The sequence below is a fragment of the Methylobacterium sp. 001424705 genome, assembly GCF_059816145.1.
Window position 1 is genome coordinate 24,095 of the sequence record NZ_JCBANU010000027.1, and the last position, 16,404, is coordinate 40,498.

General features: G+C 69.2%; 13 protein-coding genes. 5 read left to right on the forward strand and 8 right to left on the reverse strand.

Annotated features, from left to right (window positions below):
- Nucleotides 1–117 precede the first annotated feature (117 nt).
- Nucleotides 118–534 carry an NADH:ubiquinone oxidoreductase subunit NDUFA12 gene (locus tag AC6EUL_RS18680; protein WP_056213944.1) on the forward strand — a complete coding sequence of 139 codons (417 nt, stop codon included), beginning with the start codon at nucleotides 118–120 and terminating at the stop codon, nucleotides 532–534.
- A gap of 141 nt (nucleotides 535–675) precedes the next feature.
- Nucleotides 676–1,317 carry a DUF2155 domain-containing protein gene (locus AC6EUL_RS18685; protein WP_244472658.1) on the forward strand — a complete coding sequence of 214 codons (642 nt, stop codon included), beginning with the start codon at nucleotides 676–678 and terminating at the stop codon, nucleotides 1,315–1,317.
- Nucleotides 1,318–1,333: 16 nt separating this feature from the next.
- Here AC6EUL_RS18685 and aat read toward each other — a convergent pair whose 3' ends face one another.
- The 6 genes from aat to AC6EUL_RS18715 all read right to left on the reverse strand — a co-directional run bounded on the left by aat (nucleotide 1,334) and on the right by AC6EUL_RS18715 (nucleotide 6,084).
- Nucleotides 1,334–2,002 carry a leucyl/phenylalanyl-tRNA--protein transferase gene (aat, locus tag AC6EUL_RS18690; protein ID WP_056380564.1) on the reverse strand — a complete coding sequence of 223 codons (669 nt, stop codon included), beginning with the start codon at nucleotides 2,000–2,002 and terminating at the stop codon, nucleotides 1,334–1,336.
- A 123-nt stretch (nucleotides 2,003–2,125) separates the two neighbouring features.
- On the reverse strand, nucleotides 2,126–2,458 hold the full coding sequence (locus AC6EUL_RS18695; protein WP_056380562.1) for a hypothetical protein: 333 nt from the start codon (nucleotides 2,456–2,458) through the stop codon (nucleotides 2,126–2,128).
- Nucleotides 2,459–2,894: 436 nt separating this feature from the next.
- Nucleotides 2,895–3,203: a hypothetical protein gene (locus AC6EUL_RS18700; RefSeq protein ID WP_056213929.1), complete on the reverse strand. Its 309-nt coding sequence runs from the start codon at nucleotides 3,201–3,203 to the stop codon at nucleotides 2,895–2,897.
- Between the two features lie 101 nt (nucleotides 3,204–3,304).
- A complete protein-coding gene (accC, locus tag AC6EUL_RS18705) occupies nucleotides 3,305–4,669 on the reverse strand; it encodes an acetyl-CoA carboxylase biotin carboxylase subunit (RefSeq protein WP_056213926.1) in 1,365 nt (454 codons plus the stop codon).
- 14 nt (nucleotides 4,670–4,683) lie between these two features.
- Nucleotides 4,684–5,169: an acetyl-CoA carboxylase biotin carboxyl carrier protein gene (accB, locus tag AC6EUL_RS18710; RefSeq protein WP_056214026.1), complete on the reverse strand. Its 486-nt coding sequence runs from the start codon at nucleotides 5,167–5,169 to the stop codon at nucleotides 4,684–4,686.
- A gap of 126 nt (nucleotides 5,170–5,295) precedes the next feature.
- Nucleotides 5,296–6,084, reverse strand: coding sequence for a DsbA family protein (locus tag AC6EUL_RS18715; protein ID WP_056380559.1), 789 nt, complete (start codon nucleotides 6,082–6,084; stop codon nucleotides 5,296–5,298).
- Between the two features lie 164 nt (nucleotides 6,085–6,248).
- Between AC6EUL_RS18715 and AC6EUL_RS18720 the strand changes: the two genes are divergently transcribed.
- Nucleotides 6,249–7,427 (forward strand): pyridoxal phosphate-dependent aminotransferase, encoded by a 1,179-nt coding sequence (locus AC6EUL_RS18720; protein WP_499871903.1) that lies wholly within the window; start codon nucleotides 6,249–6,251, stop codon nucleotides 7,425–7,427.
- A 58-nt stretch (nucleotides 7,428–7,485) separates the two neighbouring features.
- On the opposite strand, the gene AC6EUL_RS18725 is transcribed toward AC6EUL_RS18720, so the two are convergent.
- Nucleotides 7,486–10,563: an Rne/Rng family ribonuclease gene (locus tag AC6EUL_RS18725; RefSeq protein WP_499871905.1), complete on the reverse strand. Its 3,078-nt coding sequence runs from the start codon at nucleotides 10,561–10,563 to the stop codon at nucleotides 7,486–7,488.
- 794 nt (nucleotides 10,564–11,357) lie between these two features.
- Between AC6EUL_RS18725 and AC6EUL_RS18730 the strand changes: the two genes are divergently transcribed.
- Nucleotides 11,358–12,641 (forward strand): N-acetylmuramoyl-L-alanine amidase, encoded by a 1,284-nt coding sequence (locus tag AC6EUL_RS18730; protein ID WP_499871908.1) that lies wholly within the window; start codon nucleotides 11,358–11,360, stop codon nucleotides 12,639–12,641.
- A 235-nt stretch (nucleotides 12,642–12,876) separates the two neighbouring features.
- Entirely contained in the window at nucleotides 12,877–15,309 is a 2,433-nt protein-coding gene (locus AC6EUL_RS18735; protein ID WP_056213908.1) for a penicillin-binding protein 1A, read from the forward strand.
- Between the two features lie 72 nt (nucleotides 15,310–15,381).
- On the opposite strand, the gene AC6EUL_RS18740 is transcribed toward AC6EUL_RS18735, so the two are convergent.
- Nucleotides 15,382–16,362, reverse strand: a complete 981-nt coding sequence (locus tag AC6EUL_RS18740) for an alginate O-acetyltransferase AlgX-related protein (RefSeq protein ID WP_499871912.1) — start codon at nucleotides 16,360–16,362, stop codon at nucleotides 15,382–15,384.
- Nucleotides 16,363–16,404: the final 42 nt, after the last annotated feature.

A 16,404-nucleotide genomic window follows, 5' to 3' on the forward strand; every position in this document is an offset into this window, starting at 1 on the left:
GCTCAGGCCCTTCGCCTCGCGGGCGCCGCCGCGCGGCTGGACTTCACGCATGCGCCTCACCATAGTCCGCGTCGGAACACGATGGCGGGGCGCGGGTGCCCCATTCAGGCGAACGCGATGGCTCTCAAGGACACGCTCCTGCGGATCTTCACCTGGTGGAACGGGCAGACGATGTCGCTCGCGCTCTACACGGCGCGCAGCGGTCAGCGCGTCGGCGCGGACGATCTCGGCAACGTCTACTACCGGGCGCAGGGGCCGCTGATCGACCGTTCCGTCGGCACCGAGCGGCGCTGGGTGGTCTATAACGGATATGCCGACGCCTCGAAGGTGCCCCCGGGCTGGCGCGCTTGGCTCTGTCACAACGGCGACGTGCCCCCGAGCGAACAGGATTACACGCCGCGGGCCTGGCAGAAGCCCTACGTGGAGAACCTGACCGGCACCAGCGGCGCCTACCGCCCGCGCGGCTCGCAGTTGAATGTCGGCCAGCGCCCCGCCGCCACCGGCGACTACGTGCCCTGGAGCCCGGGCAACTGAGGGCAGGCCCTCCGGTCAGGGGCCGGCCCTTTTTCCACCAATCTTCGCGCGCTTATGAAGACCTCGCATCGTCGCGCCCGCCCGGGGCGCCAGCGAGGAGGGTCGTCCGTGAGCCGCAGCACAGCAGGATCGTCTCGCTCCGTGGTCAAGCGCCTCCTCCTCGCGTCGGTTGCGATCGGCCTCTCCGGCCTCCCGGCTGCCGCCGACAAGATCAAGAACCCCACCGCGGTGTTCTCGGGCCTCGACAAGATCACCGGGCGCATCGTTTCCTTCGAAGTGGCGGTGGACGAGACCGTGCAGTTCGGCGCCCTGCAGCTGACGCCGCGGGTCTGCTACAGCCGCCCGCCGACCGAGAGCCCGAAGACCACGGGCTTCCTCGAGGTCGACGAGGTTACCCTCGACAACAAGTATCGCCGCATCTTCACCGGCTGGATGTTCGCGTCGAGCCCCGGCCTGCACGCCATCGAGCATCCGATCTACGATGTCTGGCTCGTCGATTGTAAGGGCGGCTCCGACGTGATCGCCGAGGCGCGCGAGCAGGAAGATGTGCCCGCCATGGCCTCGAAGCCGGAGAAGACCCGGCGTCCAAAGAGCGGCCAGGACGCCACCCGGACCGCCCAGCAGGTGAATCCGAACGGCCAGGTGGATGTGGAAGCGCCGCGCGGGGTGCCGGTCCAGCCCAGGCAGAAGCCCTCGCGCAAGTTCTTCCCGTCGAACGAGGGGCCGGCCCCGGCGCCGCCGCCGCAGCAGCCGCAGTCGCTGTTCGACGCCCTGTTCCGTTAGGATGCACCGACGCGCGTCAGCCGAGGGCTAACGCGTCCAAAACCTGTTGCCCGCGCACCGATCCGTCCCCGGGCCAGACGGTCCAGTCTGCCCGTTGGTCGATCGCCTCGGCCAAGCGCCGCTTGTAGATGTGGCGCGGGAGTTCCTCCGCGCCGAACTGCATCAAGTGATCGGTCACGAACTGCGTGTCGGCGAGGCGGTAGGCGCCCGCGCGCAGACGGGCCACGAGATGCACCAGGGCGACCTTCGAGGCGTCGCGGACGGTGTGGAACATGCTCTCCCCGAAGAAGGCGGCTCCGAGGGAGACGCCGTAGAGGCCGCCGACCCGCTGGCCGTCGAGGAACACCTCCACCGTGTGGGCATGCCCGGCCTCGAAAAGGGCACCGTAGAGCTCGCGGATCCGGCCATTGATCCAGGTTCGCTGGGCATCACCCCGCGGCGCGGCGCAGCCGGCGATGACCGCATCGAAATCCTGATCGGTTCGGACCTCGAACACGTCCGACCGCACGGTTCGCGCGAGACGCTTGGCGACATGGAAGGCGTCGAGGGGCAGGACGCCGCGCGCCCGTGGTTCAACCCAGTAGATGGCCGGATCGTCGGCATCCTCCGCCATGGGAAAGATGCCGGCCGCATACGCCTTCAACAGGATCTCGGGCGTGATCTCGACGCGGTCGCCATCATACATGAGCGGAGTTTGAAGCGGTGCCACGTGGAAGGCCAGAGGGAGGCGCGCCGCACGGGGCGCCCGATTCACGAAAAAGGGCGGAACCTCTCGGTTCCGCCCTCGCATGCCACACGGCGGGGATGCTTAGAAATTCGGGCCGCCCGAGGTGGTGCCGAGATTCGGCACAATCCGATTCGGCTGCTCGGCGTTCCCGCCCTTCGCGGAATCCTCGAAGATCGCCTCGCGGTTGGTGGTGTAGGGCGCCTCGACCACCGAACCGGTCACGTCCATGTCGACGCGGCCATCGGCGTTGCGGTAGGCGCCGTAGGCCGACGGATTGTCGATCGGGCCACGGGTGGTGTTGCCGGCCTGCGGAACGGCCCGCTCGGGCTGGCCGACATTGCCGGACGGAGACTGCGCCAGGGCGGCAGAGGCAATCAGGGAGGCGGCGACGAAGGTCAGGCTGAAGGTGCGCATCGGAATCTTTCGGGAAGTCGGTCGTTAGGAATTCGGTCTCCGGCGGAGCAGGTCGCTTCGGGGCTCGAAAGGCCCGCTCCGGCTCCGCCTGACTGATCTGGGGGAGGAAGTCGTGACGGATCAAAGCGTTCCGGCACTTCCTTCGCTGGCAATCGGTCGCAGGCGACGGGCCTGGAAAGTGTTGAGATCATTCCCAAGGAACAAGCGAACGTCGTCGCAACGGCTCAGATTGGGCCAATCCGCGAACGGAGCTCAGCGTGAAAGAGATGATCCGGATCAGCTTGAATCTCATTCACGCGCAATTTGGTTGTGCGTGAACGCACATGGGTGGTCGATGACCCGCCAGGGGAGCGGACCGGCACGAAAAAGCCGGCCCGTTTCGGGGCCGGCTCGGGATCGAACAATCAGGGCAGACCCGCCGCGACGGGTTGTCCGATTAGCGGGCGGGGCCGCCGGACGTCGTACCTGTGTTCGGCACGCCGCGGTTGGTGTCGTTGGCATTGCCGCCCTTGGCCGAATCGACCGCGCCTGCGCCGGCGCTCATGCCGCGTTCGCCGGCCGGGGCCGTCGCTGCGCCCGGGACCGGCGCCATGTCGCGGGTCGAGGGGTTGTCGATCGGTCCGCGGGTGGTTCCACCCGCCTGCGGTACCGCCCGCTCGGGCTGGCCGACATTGCCGGAGGGCGATTGGGCGAGGGCGGGACCGGCGAGAAGGAGGCCGGCGAGAAGCGGGATGGTCAGGCGCACGCGGTGGGTATTCCTTGCAGGGCGGCCCGGCGGCAAATCCCGCGATCGAGCCTGGGCAGATGCTGGAAAACGAATCTGCGCCGGCGCTGTTCCCCCCCGGCTTACGGCGCCGACGGTTCGTCGAGGCCGCCATCGGCCAGGAACCCCTCGAGCCAATGGATGTCGTACTCTCCGTTCTGGACATCCGCATTGCGCACCAGGGTCCGGAACAGCGGCAGGGTGGTGTCGACACCGTCGACCACGAACTCGTCGAGGGCGCGGCGCAGGCGCATGAGGCACTCGTTGCGCGTGCGTCCGTGCACGATCAGCTTGCCGATCAGCGAGTCGTAGTTCGGCGGAATGCGATAGCCCTGGAACACGGCCGAATCCACGCGCACGCCGAGCCCGCCGGGCGGATGGAAATAGGTGATGAGCCCCGGCGAGGGACGGAAGGTCGCCGGATGCTCGGCATTGATGCGGCACTCGATGGCGTGCCCCTCGACCTTGATCTCGTCCTGCGTCATCGACAGAGGCAGACCGGCGGCGACGCGGATCTGCTCGTTCACCAAGTCGATGCCGGTGATCATCTCGGTGACGGGATGCTCGACCTGAATGCGGGTGTTCATCTCGATGAAGTAGAACTTTCCGTCCTCGTAGAGAAACTCCACCGTCCCGGCGCCGAGATATTGCAGGTCCTGCATCGCGCGGGCGCAGATGCCGCCGATCTCGGCGCGCATGTCGGCGTTGAGAGCCGGCGAGCCGCCTTCCTCCCAGACCTTCTGGTGCCGGCGCTGCAGGGAGCAGTCACGCTCGGCGAGGTGAACCGCGTTGCCGCGCCCGTCGCCAAGCACCTGAACCTCGATGTGTCGCGGCTTCTCCAGGTACTTCTCCAGGTAGACAGCATCGTCGCCGAAGGCCGCCTTGGCCTCGGTGCGGGCCATGCCGAGGGCCTGCTCCAAATCGGCCTCGGACCTCGCGACCTTCATACCGCGGCCACCGCCGCCGGAAGCCGCCTTGACCAGGACCGGATAGCCGATCTCGGCGGCGATCCGCTTGGCTTCCTCGGGATCCTCCACGCCGCCCTCGGAGCCGGGCACGCAAGGGATTCCCAGGCGCTTGGCGGTCCGCTTGGCCTCGATCTTGTCGCCCATGATGCGGATGTGCTCCGCCTTGGGGCCGATGAAGCCGATATTGTGGTGGGCCAGCACCTCGGCGAAGCGCGCATTCTCGGAGAGGAAGCCGTAGCCCGGGTGGACGGCGTCGGCCCCGGTGATCTCGCAAGCCGCGATGATCGAGGGAATGTTTAAGTAGCTGTCGCGGGCCGCCGGCGGCCCGATGCAGACGCTCTCGTCGGCGAGGCGCACATGCATCGCATCCGCGTCGGCGGTGGAGTGGACCGCCACGGTGGCGATCCCGAGTTCCTTGGCCGCACGCAGGATGCGCAGGGCGATCTCGCCCCGGTTGGCAATCAGGATCTTATCGAACATGGGTGCGGCCCTGCTCACTCGATGACGAGGAGGGGTTCGCCGAACTCGACGGGCTGGCCGTCCTCGACGAAGACGGCGGTGACGGTGCCGGCGCGGGGCGCAACGATCTCGTTGAAGGTCTTCATCGCCTCGATGAGCAGGAGCTTGTCGCCCGCCTCGACCTTCGAGCCGACATCGACGAACAGCTTCGCCTCGGGCGAGGGCCGGCGATAGGCGGTACCCACCATGGGGGAGGGGACCGAGCCGGGATGGCCGGCACCGGCCTTGCGGTCGAGGCCGCCCCCGGGACCGGGGACCGGAAGCGGCGCGGCGACGGCGGCCATCGCGGGCACCGGGGCCGGCGCGGGAGCCGCGACCTGCACCTGAACCGCCTCGATGCGGCGGGCGACGCGGATGCGCAGATCCCCCTTCTCGACCTCGATCTCGCTGAGATCGGTCTCGTTGATGAGCTTGGCGAGCTCGCGGACGAGCTCCGGATCGAAGGGGTCGTTCTTGGACATCGGCTCCTTGGGCATCGGCTCGGTCGTCTTCAGGTCAGGCGGAGGGTGCGGCTAGGGTCGCTGGCGGATGCCATGGCCGGGCGGAACACGCCCGGCAGCGACGACTCGGGTCTGGACGTCGAGGGCTCAGCAGCTGGCGTGGCCGCACTGGCGCACGTCGCTGATGGTCTTGCGGATCGGCTCGAGGCCGACCGCGCCGGGAATGATCTCGTCGCCGATGACGAAGGCGGGCGTGCCCGACAGGCCGAGCTTGTCGCCGAGGCCGACATTCTCGGACAGGGCGGCCTTCACCTCGGGGCCCTGCGCGTCCTTCATCAGGCGGGTGACGTCGAGGCCCATCTCCTTCGCCACGGCCACGGCGCGCTCGCCGTTCACCCGGCCCTTCGATTCCAGGAGCTTGGTATGGAATTCGAAGATCTTGTCGCCCTTGAGCTGCTGCTTGGCCGCGAGCGCGATCTTGCTGGCCTCCAGGGATTCGGCGCCGAGCACGGGGAAGTCCTTCAGGACGACGCGCAGCTTCGGGTCCCCCTTGATCAGGGCCTGGATGTCCGAGAGCGCCTTGCGGCAATACCCGCAATTGTAGTCGAAGAACTCGACCAGCGTGACGTCACCCGCGGGATTGCCCGCCACGACGCCGTGGGGCGAGTTGACCAGAGCCTCGCGGGATTCCTTCAGGGCCGCCGACTGGGCCAGCTTCTGGGTCTCCTGCTGCCGGCGCTCGCCCTCGGCGATCGCCTCCTGCAGAACCTCGGGATTCTTGACGAGGTAATCCTTGATGATCCCCTCGATCGCCTGGCGCTGCGCATCCGTGAAGGCGGCGGCCGGGGCGGGCTGGCTCGGGGTGGTCTGAGCCACCGCGGCGCCGAGGGTGCCGGCCAAGATCGTGGCGGAGAGCAGGGAGCGGAAGAGGGGCATACGTCCTCGCGGGGCGGGACCGGTCAGACGTAGGCCGGCCATCGGGGGTCGTGTCGTCGATGCGACATGCGGTTAGCGGCCGGGTTAGGCGTTTTCGCGGCGGGCGGTCAATCACCGAATGGCAGGTTTGGCCCTCGCGCGGCGCAGCCGCTATGACGGAGCCGATGAGCCAGCCCCTGATCCTCTCACCGAACCTGCCCTCCGAACGCGCGGCCCGCGTCGCCCCGTTCCTCGCCATGGACGTGATGTCGGCCGCCGCCGCCCGCGAGGCGCGCGGGGAGGCCGTCGTGCACATGGAGGTTGGGCAGCCCTCGGCACCGGCCCCGCGCGCGGTGATCGCGGCTGCACAGGCGGCTCTCGCGACCGGCGCACTGCCCTACACCCAGGCGCTCGGCCTCCCGGCCCTGCGCGAGCGCATCGCACGCCACTACGCCGAAACCTACGGGCTCGCGGTCTCACCGAGCCGGATCGTCGTGACGACCGGCTCTTCGGCCGGTTTCGTGCTCGCCTTCCTCGGCCTGTTCGATGCCGGCGCCCGCATCGCGGTTCCGCAACCGGGCTACCCGGCCTATCGCAGCCTCCTCAACGCCCTCGACCTCGTCCCGGCCCCCCTGGTGCTGCAGGAAGCGGACCGTTTCGCCCCCACCGGCGCCGCCCTCAAGGCGCTACACGAACGAGAGACCCTGTCCGGCATCCTCGTGATGAGCCCGGCCAACCCCTCCGGCACCGTGATCGAGCCGGCGCGCCTCGCCGACCTCTGTTCCACGTCCCGGGCGCTGGGGCTGCGCTTCATCTCCGACGAGATCTATCACGGGCTCGCCTACGGCGTGCCGACCGAGACGGCCCTGCGCTACGACGACGAAGCGATCGTCATCAACTCGTTCTCGAAGACCTGGTGCATGACGGGCTGGCGCATCGGCTGGATGGTGGTGCCGGACTGGCTCGCCCGGCCCGTCGAGCGGCTGGCGCAGAACCTCTACATCTCGGCGCCCTATCTCTCGCAGGTCGCGGCGCTGGCGGCCTTCGACGCCGTGGGCGAGGTCGAGGCGGTGCGCGCGGGCTACGCGGCCAACCGCGCCCTTCTCCTCGACGCCTTCCCGGGCCTTGGCCTGGGGCGGACGCACCCGGCCGACGGGGCCTTCTACCTCTACGCCGACGCCTCGAACCTCACCGACGATTCGGTGGCATTCTGCCGGCGGATGCTGGACGAAGCCGGGGTCGCCGCGACTCCGGGACTCGATTTCGACGGGCAGGATGGCGGCCACCACGTCCGCTTCTCGTTCGCGGGCTCGCACGCCGATTGCGTCGATGCGGTGCGGCGCCTCAAGGCTTGGCTTCGCTGAAACGCAAAACGGGGCGGGCTCGACGCCCACCCCGCTCGTTCTGGCTAATGACGGACGATCACTCGCCGGTCAGGGCCGCCTTGGTCCGGGACCACCAGCCGGCCCGCTTCGGACGATCCGGATCGGACGGGGGCGTGAGCACCACCGCCACCGGCTCGGGCGCCGGCTTGGACGCAAGCACCGGCTCCGTCGTCTGGGCCGCTTCGGCCTCCGGCTCGACCGCCACTGGCGCTTCCAGGGCGACCGGCGCGGCCGTCTCGGAGGCCGCGGGTGCCACCGCCTCGGACACCGCCGCGGCGCTCACCGGCTCCTCGCCGCCCAGGAAAGCGGACGGCGCGTCGGTTGCACCTTCATCGCCCTCCACCGAAGCGACCGGCCGATCGCCGAAGGCCTGCTCGTCACCGGTCCGGTGAGCGGAGTCCTGAGTTTCGGACTCGTCGCGCCCGGCTTCCTGGCCGACGGCTTCGCCATCGCGCCCGCGACCGTCACGGTCGCGCCCGCGGCCGCCGCGGCGACCCCGGCGGCGACGGCGGCCGCTGCCATCATCCTCGCCGGACGCAGGCGTCTCGGCCGACGCGACCGTCTCGTCGGCCTCGGCCTGCGCGGCGATGTCCTCGGACTCCTCGCCCTCGCCATCCTCGTCGCCCTCGGAGGCCGACTCGCCACCGATCTGCTCGCCCGCTTCGGTGCGACCGCCCCGCCGACGGCGACGGCGGCGACGTCCACCGCGGCCCTCGCCACCGTCGGCGGCCTTCTCACGGGTCTCTTCGGCCGGGGCGCCGGCCTCGGTCTCCTCGGTCTCGGCCTCGGCGACCTCCTCCTCGATCTCCGGATCGAAATCCTCCTCGGGCTCGAGGGCGGAGCTGATCGCCACGGCACGCACACCGGTCACCGGCCCCTCGGCACGGACCGCTGGCTCGCCACGTTCGAGCTGGAAGGCCGAGGTGGCAGCGAGGCGCTCATCGGCCGCGATGGTCAGCGAGACGCCGAAACGGACCTCCAGCTCGCGCAGGTGCGCCCGCTTCTGGTTCAGGATGTAGAGCGCCACCTCGGTGCGGGTGCGCAGGACGAGGTTGTGCGTCGTGCTCTTGAGGAGCGATTCCTCGATCGCCCGCAGGATCTGCAGCGCCACCGACGAGGTCGCCCGGACGTAGCCCGAGCCGCCGCAATGGGTGCAGGGCAGGGACGAGCTCTCCAGCATCCCGGTGCGGATGCGCTGGCGGCTCATCTCCAAGAGGCCGAAGGGCGAGATCCGGCCGACCTGGATGCGGGCGCGATCGTTCTTCAGGCACTCGTTGAGCTTCTTCTCCACGGCGCGGTTGTTGCGCTTCTCCTCCATGTCGATGAAGTCGATCACGACGAGGCCGGCAAGATCGCGCAGGCGCAGCTGGCGGGCGACCTCCTCGGCCGCCTCCAGGTTGGTGCGCAGGGCGGTGTCCTCGATGTCGTGCTCGCGGGTGGAGCGACCCGAGTTCACGTCGATGGAGACGAGGGCTTCCGTCGGGTTGATGACGAGGTAGCCGCCCGACTTCAGGGTGACGTGGGTGGAGAACATCGCGTCGAGCTGCTGCTCGACCCCGTAGCGCGCGAAGATCGGCGTCGCGTCCCGGTAGGGCTGCACGACCTTCGACTGGCCGGGCATCAGCATCCGCATGAAGTCGCGCGCCTCCCGATAGGCCTCGTCGCCCGCCACCAGGATGTCGTCGATGTCCTTGTTATAGAGGTCGCGAATGGCGCGCTTGATGAGCGAGCCTTCCTCGTAGACCAGCGCCGGAGCGGAGGACGACAGCGTCAGCTCGCGGACGCTCTCCCACAGGCGCATCAGGTACTCGAAGTCGCGCTTGATCTCAGGCTTGGTGCGCGAGGCGCCGGCCGTGCGCAGGATGACGCCCATCCCTTCCGGCACCTCCAGGTCCTGGGCGACTTCCTTGAGGCGCTTGCGGTCGGCGGCCGAGGTGATCTTGCGGGAGATGCCACCGCCACGTCCGGTATTCGGCATGAGCACCGAGTAGCGCCCGGCCAGAGACAGGTAGGTGGTCAGCGCCGCGCCCTTGGTGCCGCGCTCTTCCTTGACGACCTGCACCAGGATGATCTGGCGGCGCTTGATGACCTCCTGGATCTTGTAGTGGCGACGATAGGTGCGCGGGCGCTCGGGGATCTCGGCCAGGGCATCGCCGCCGACCTGAGCGATCTTCTGCGGGCGCTCGCCGTCCTCGCCCTCGCTCTCCTCGTCGTCCTCGTCGTCGTCCTCATCGGAATCGTCGTCGTCATCCTCGGACTCGTCGTCCGAATCGTCGTCCTCCGAATCCTCGTCGCTCTCGTCCGCATCGTCCTCGTCGGGCTCCTCCTCGGACGTGGGCCCGGCGGCGGGCGCCGCGATGTCTGGGTCGGCCTCGCCCATGGGTGCGGCTTCGAGCGCCAACTCGGCCGCCGGCTCGACCGGCGCCTCGGCGGTAGCACCAGCAGACCCTGCGTCGTCGGAGAACGGGACGTCCGACGCCGCCGGCTCGTCGCCCTCGGAGCTCTCGCCGCTGGCGAGGGCCGCTTGCGGCAGGTCGGCGGATTCATCGCTGCCGGGCAGGATCGGCGGCGGCGCGTCGCCGAGGCCGCCCTCGAGCAGCGCGTCGGCGACGCCGATCGCCGGATCGCTGGCCGAAGTCTCGTCGACGGAGGTCTCGTCGAAGGAGATCGGGTTGCCGTTGGCCTCGCCGGCAATCGGTGCGCCGACGTCCTCCGACGTCACCGTCTCGGACGTACGGGCCTTCTTGGCGGAGGTGCCGTCGCGACGACCGCGCGAGCGGCGGCGGGGCTTGCGCTCCTCGCGCTCCCGGTGCTCCTCGGCTTCGCGGGCCTCGTCCTCGAGCAGGGCCTGCCGGTCCGCGAGGGGGATCTGGTAGTAGTCCGGGTGGATCTCGCTGAAAGCGAGGAAGCCGTGGCGGTTGCCGCCGTACTCGATGAAGGCGGCCTGGAGCGAGGGCTCCACGCGCGTCACCTTGGCGAGGTAAATATTGCCGCGAAGCTGGCGCCTGTTGGCGGCCTCGAAGTCGAATTCCTCGACCCTAGACCCGTGAACCGTGACGACCCGGGTCTCCTCCGGGTGCATCGCGTCGATGAGCATCTTGTTGTTGTTGGCCATGACGAACTTTCGACATGGCGGTCGACGTCGTTCTCCTCGAACCGCGCGGTCCCGATGGGGCGCCGACCGGTCCGGGCGCGACGGCCCGGCGGATCGGTGCCCGTGACGACCCGGGGAAGGGGGTCGCGGAAGCTGTGGGGAAGGGATTGCCGCCAACCGCCGCTGGGCGCCGGATCTCGGCGCGCGTGGGGTTGATCCTGGCCAGGGGCGACGAGAAGGCGGCGCCACGCGAAACGCGCAGGCGTTGAACACGAGCAACGGCAACCGATGCTGTGTGTCCGCTCATTCTCTCCCTGACCTCGCGAAGACTGTATGGGCCCATCCGAGGACAGGCCGGCATGTGCAGAACGGTGCGGCGGCCGAAAAGGCCACCGAATGAACCGACTCCCACCCGGCCTTGCTGTGCCGCCATGTCTGACGCGGGGAACCGACTGCGAAGGCGATTCGACGCAATGCCGAACCGCGCCCGCGGGCCGCGGAGCAAACCGCACGGCACCGGGAAGGGGACCGTATCATTACAGAGCGTCGCGACGTTTTGGCAAGGTCCTTAATCTTTGATCTGCCGCTCTGACCTGACATCGCCGTGCCGAACCTCGGCAGGGGGATCGCCGCGGCCCGCGTCGTGGCGGGGGCTGTCGCCTCCGGGACACAAGGGGCGCCGAAGTGGAACGCGGCCCTTGAGGAACGGTTAACCATCCCGTCGGTATCCCGTAGTGGCTGGCTTACGCCATAGCCCGCTCGCGAGCCCGCTCCTCCGGGGCGTGCCCGTCCTCACGGGGATGATTGCCGGAACGATGCCGAGACGCGCCCGCCTTCTCCGCTCCGTCCTCCTCGCCCTGGCCTGCGCCGGAGCGAGCCCGTTCGCCGGGACCGGTGCACGGGCACAGGACACCGACAAGGCTCATGGGACCGCCTCGCCGGCGGCCGTCGCCATCGCGGCGGACCTCGCCACGAGCAACGGTACCACGAAGCTGACCCTGACCCTTTCGAAGGCCATCGAGGCGAAGGCCTTCGTGATGGAGCGTCCGGATCGGGCGGTGATCGATCTGGCGGAAGTGAACTTCCAGCTCGGGCCGGAAACCGGCCGGAAGCGCGACGGGGTGGTGGCCTCCTTCCGCTACGGGCTCTTCGCGCCGGGACGGTCGCGCATCGTCGTCGACCTCGCCCAACCGGCGACGGTGGGGCGGATCGAGACCGTCACGCGCCCGCGCGACGGCGCCGTGCTGCTCAGCATCGAGTTCCAGCGCAGCGATCGCGAGGGCTTCCGACGCGCTTCGGTGGCGAGCGATCCGGCACCGGCCCAGCGCAAGGCCGCGACCATCCCGGAATCGACGGACGCCCGCCCTCTGATCATGGTCGATGCCGGCCACGGCGGGACCGATCCCGGCGCCATCGCGGCCACCGGCGCCTTCGAGAAGGACATCGTGTTCGGCTTCGCCCAGGCCCTGGTGTCCCAGCTCGAAGCCGGCGGCCGGTACCGGGTGCGGATGACGCGGGACCGCGACGTCTTCGTGCCCCTCTCCGAGCGCGTCCGCCTCGCCCGCGAGGCGAAGGCCGACCTCTTCGTCTCGATCCATGCGGATTCGATCTCGTCGGCCCCGCAGGTGCGCGGCGCCACCATCTACACCGGCTCCGAGAAGGCCACCGACGCCGAATCGGCCAAGCTCGCCGAGCGCGAGAACCGCGCCGACGCGGCCGCCGGCACCGAATCGAACGAGGGTCCCGGCCATGTCGCCGACATCCTCCAGGAACTGACCCTGCGCGAGACCCGCACCTTCTCGTCGGGGTTCGCCAAGAGGCTGATGACCCATCTCGGGCCGGTCATGGAGATGAGCGCCAAGCCGCACCGCGAGGCCGGCTTCCAGGTTCTGCGCTCGCCCGACGTCCCCTCGGTGCTGGTGGAACTCGGCTACCTGTCCAGCAAGCACGACCTCGACCTGCTGCAGTCGGAGGGTTGGCGCGCCGAGGTGACCGGCGGCATGGCCAAGGCGATCGATGCGTTCTTCGGCAGCCGGACGTCGCTGACCCGTCCGCAGCCGCCCCGTCGCTCGGCCGCAATCGCCCCAGTTTCACCATAGAATGCGTGTGAAACCGGGGCTCACAGCGCTCCGGTCACACCGATGCAGATGGTCTCGGTCGGATTGATCGCGGCGCGCTTGAGCGAACGCCGCCGACAGCGTGGGCTCGACCGCATTTCACGCGGCGGGACTCTTGCATTTCGGAATGGGACACGGTCCGAGGAGGTACGCGCCATCGTGGCGGGTGCTCTCGCGGCCGGCCGGCGGCGATGGATCATCGACGGACGGGACCCGGATGCGCTTCATCCTTCGTTTCTTCGGCTTCCTGTTCAGCGTCGGCGCGATGGTCTTCGTGATCGCCGCCGCGGCGGCCGCGTTCTTCTACTGGAAATTCAGCCAGGACCTGCCGGATCACGCCGCGCTCGCCAATTACGAGCCGCCGGTGATGAGCCGCGTCCATGCGGCGGACGGCTCGCTGCTGGCCGAGTACGCCAGTGAGCGGCGGCTCTACCTCCCGATCCAGGCGATGCCCAAGATCGTCGTCGCGGCCTTCCTCTCGGCCGAGGACAAGAACTTCTACAAGCATGGCGGCGTCGACCCCGAGGGTCTCGTGCGCGCCGCGCTGACGAACTTCAAGAGCGGCAAGAAGCAGGGCGCCTCGACGATCACCCAGCAGGTCGCCAAGAACTTCCTCCTGTCCCCGGAGCAGACCTTCGAGCGCAAGGCCAAGGAGGCGCTGATCGCCTTCCGGATCGAGGCCGCCTACTCGAAGGACAAGATCCTTGAGCTCTACCTGAACGAGATCTTCCTCGGCACGATCGTGCCCGGGCGCAACCTGCACGGCGTCGCGGCAGCGGCACTCGATTACTTCGGCAAGTCGGTTCACGAACTGACGATCAACGAAGCGGCCTACCTCGCCGCCCTGCCGAAGGGGCCGAACAACTACCACCCCTACCGCCAGACCCAGAAGGCGCTCGATCGGCGCAACGAGATCATCGGCCTGATGGCCCAGAACGGGTACATCACCAAGGAAGAGGCCGAAGCGGCCCGCAAGATGCCCCTCGGCGTCAATCCGCGCGTCGCCTTCGCCAACGCCGCCAACGCCAACTATTTCACCGAAGAGGTCCGGCGCGAGATCGCCGAGCGCTACGGCGAGAAGAAGCTCTACGAGGGCGGCCTCTCCGTGCGCGCCACCCTGGACCCGAAGATGCAGTCCTGGGCCCGCAAGGCCCTGGTGGACGGTCTTGTTCGCTACGACCAGTCGCACGGCTGGCGCGGCGCGCAGGCCAAGGTCGACCTCGTCGGCCGCGACTGGGGCCTCGCCGTGGCCGAAGTGCCCGGTCTCGGCGACGTCGCGCCGTGGCGCCTCGCCGTGGTCCTGAACACCACCGGCGGCTCCGCCCAGATCGGGCTGCAGCCGCGCCGGGAAGCCTCCGGCCAGGTTTCGAAGGAGCGCGAGACCGGCACGATCACCGCCGAGGGCACCCGCTGGACCGGGCGGTCGCCCGCCGCGGCGCTCAACGCCGGCGACGTCGTCTACGTCGAGGCGACGGATACGAGCCGCAACCAGTACCGCCTGCGCCAGCGGCCCGAGGTCTCGGGCGCCATCGTGGCGATGGACCCCTATACCGGTCGCGTGCACGCAATGGTCGGCGGCTTCTCCTACGACGAGAGCCAATTCAACCGCGCCACCCAGGCGATGCGCCAGCCCGGCTCCTCCTTCAAGCCGATCGTCTACTCGGCGGCCCTGGACAACGGCTACACGCCGTCCTCCATCGTGCAGGATTCGCCGATCACCATCGAGGCGGGCCCCGGCCAGGAGGCCTGGACGCCCTCGAACTACGACGGCAAGTCCGGCGGTCCGCACACCCTGCGCTACGGCATCGAGCATTCGAAGAACCTGATGACGGTGCGGCTCGCCAAGGACGTCGGCATGCCGCTGATCGCGGAATATGCCCGCCGCTTCGGCGTCTACGACGACATGCTGCCGGTGCTGCCGATGTCGCTCGGCGCCGGCGAGACCACGGTGATGCGCATGGTCACCGCCTATTCGATGCTGGCCAATGGCGGCCGGCGCATCCGCCCGACCCTGATCGACCGCATCCAGGATCGCGTCGGCGAGACCATCTACAAGCACGACAACCGCAAGTGCCTCGGCTGCGACGCGGACAAGTGGTCGGGCCAGGACGAGCCCAAGCTCGTGGACGATTCCGAGCAGGTCCTCGACCCGCTGACCGCCTACCAGATGGTCTCGATCATGGAAGGCGTGGTCCAGCGCGGCACCGCCACCATCCTGAAGCAGGTCGGCAAGCCCCTCGCCGGCAAGACCGGGACGACGAACGACGCCAAGGACGCCTGGTTCGTCGGCTTCTCGCCGGACCTCGCGGTGGGCGTCTATATCGGCTTCGACAAGCCGCGCTCCCTGGGGGACCGGGCCACCGGCGGCGGTCTCGCAGCCCCCATCGCCCTGGACTTCCTGAAGCAGGCCCTCAAGGACAAGCCGCCGACGCCGTTCCGCGTGCCCCCGGGCATCAAGCTGATCCGCGTCTCGGCCGCCTCCGGCATGCGCGCCGGCTCGGGCGAGGGTGGTGGTACCATCCTCGAGGCCTTCAAGCCCGGCACCGCCCCGCCCGACGCCTACGTCGCCGCCCCGGCACAATCCTCCAGCGCCCCGGCCGCGGTTCCGCCGGACGCAGATCGCGCCGCCCAGGCCGGCGGGCTCTACTAGGCCCGCACTCCCATCGCGGACCGCCATCGATCGACATCGCGCCCCGGAGACATCTCCGGGGCGTTCGTCGTTTCAGCCTGTCCTACGCGCCAAGGCGAGATCCGCGAGCTTCTCGATGTTGAAGCCGGTCTGGGGCAGCTCGATCATGAAGCGCTCGGCGATCTCCGACACCACGAAATCCGGCTTCACCCGGGCGACGTAGCCCCAGTCGATGCTCGTCGACCACAGGACGTGAACCTCACGGAAGGTGTCGGCGAGGAGCGGCGTCAGGCTCCCCGTATGGGGGGTCGACGTATGGTGGCCGTAGGAATCGGCGAACAACACCAGCCGGCGCGGGTCGGCCTCGCGCGAGTCGTTCCGGTAGACCACGTGGGCGCCGATATGCGCCGCCTGACCCCGGCCCTCCGCCTCGAAGGCCGTGACGAGCCTGTTGGCGTGGATGCGCCGCGCCGAGGTCTCGAACAGGCAGGACTCCACCGTCTCCCTGCGGATCGGATCGAACTTCAGGCCGAGATCGCCGGCATAGGGTGCGGGTGAGCCGATGCGGCGCCGGAGGATATCCTGGCGCGGAGCAAGACCGAGATGGCGGCAGATCTCGCCATAGGCGAGGAGATATCCGGCGAAGGTCCAGTGGCTGTCCGTCCGGCAATAGAGCGGCGCCTCGGCGGCACGCGCGCGAAACGGCCGTACGAGATCGATCCAGTGGCGCCGGGCCGGCGAGAGGCGGAGCCAGCGCTCCAGGCGCAGGACCGGCGCGCGCTCGGGGTCGAAGGCGAGCGCATCGGACGCCTGCGGATAGACCGTGAGCTTCTCCGGCGCCACCACGTGGGCGTAGCGGGTGCCGAGGCCCGCGCAGCGCCGCACCCGCGCTTCCAGGATGCGGCGCCAGCGCCAGAGGATGGCGCGTGGCATCCCCGGATCGCGATACTGCCTCAGCACGGAATTGGTGCCGCCGATCAGGAACAGCCAGCCATCCCGGCCGACATGCACGTCCGGGTGATGGTCCGGCGCCGGAACACCGGGGGCGCGCGCGATGGTGAAACCCTCATTCATGGCGCGCTTCTAGCGGGCGGCCGCGAAAGGCGCACCCTCACC

Coding starts and splice junctions, on each gene's coding strand:
- AC6EUL_RS18725 (WP_499871905.1), bottom strand. CDS start 10,563: ATGGCCAACAACAACAAGATGCTCATCGACGCGATGCACCCGGAGGAG.
- AC6EUL_RS18730 (WP_499871908.1), top strand. CDS start 11,358: ATGCCGAGACGCGCCCGCCTTCTCCGCTCCGTCCTCCTCGCCCTGGCC.
- accB (WP_056214026.1), bottom strand. CDS start 5,169: ATGTCCAAGAACGACCCCTTCGATCCGGAGCTCGTCCGCGAGCTCGCC.
- AC6EUL_RS18740 (WP_499871912.1), bottom strand. CDS start 16,362: ATGAATGAGGGTTTCACCATCGCGCGCGCCCCCGGTGTTCCGGCGCCG.
- aat (WP_056380564.1), bottom strand. CDS start 2,002: ATGTATGATGGCGACCGCGTCGAGATCACGCCCGAGATCCTGTTGAAG.
- AC6EUL_RS18680 (WP_056213944.1), top strand. CDS start 118: ATGGCTCTCAAGGACACGCTCCTGCGGATCTTCACCTGGTGGAACGGG.
- AC6EUL_RS18720 (WP_499871903.1), top strand. CDS start 6,249: ATGAGCCAGCCCCTGATCCTCTCACCGAACCTGCCCTCCGAACGCGCG.
- AC6EUL_RS18715 (WP_056380559.1), bottom strand. CDS start 6,084: ATGCCCCTCTTCCGCTCCCTGCTCTCCGCCACGATCTTGGCCGGCACC.
- AC6EUL_RS18695 (WP_056380562.1), bottom strand. CDS start 2,458: ATGCGCACCTTCAGCCTGACCTTCGTCGCCGCCTCCCTGATTGCCTCT.
- accC (WP_056213926.1), bottom strand. CDS start 4,669: ATGTTCGATAAGATCCTGATTGCCAACCGGGGCGAGATCGCCCTGCGC.
- AC6EUL_RS18735 (WP_056213908.1), top strand. CDS start 12,877: ATGCGCTTCATCCTTCGTTTCTTCGGCTTCCTGTTCAGCGTCGGCGCG.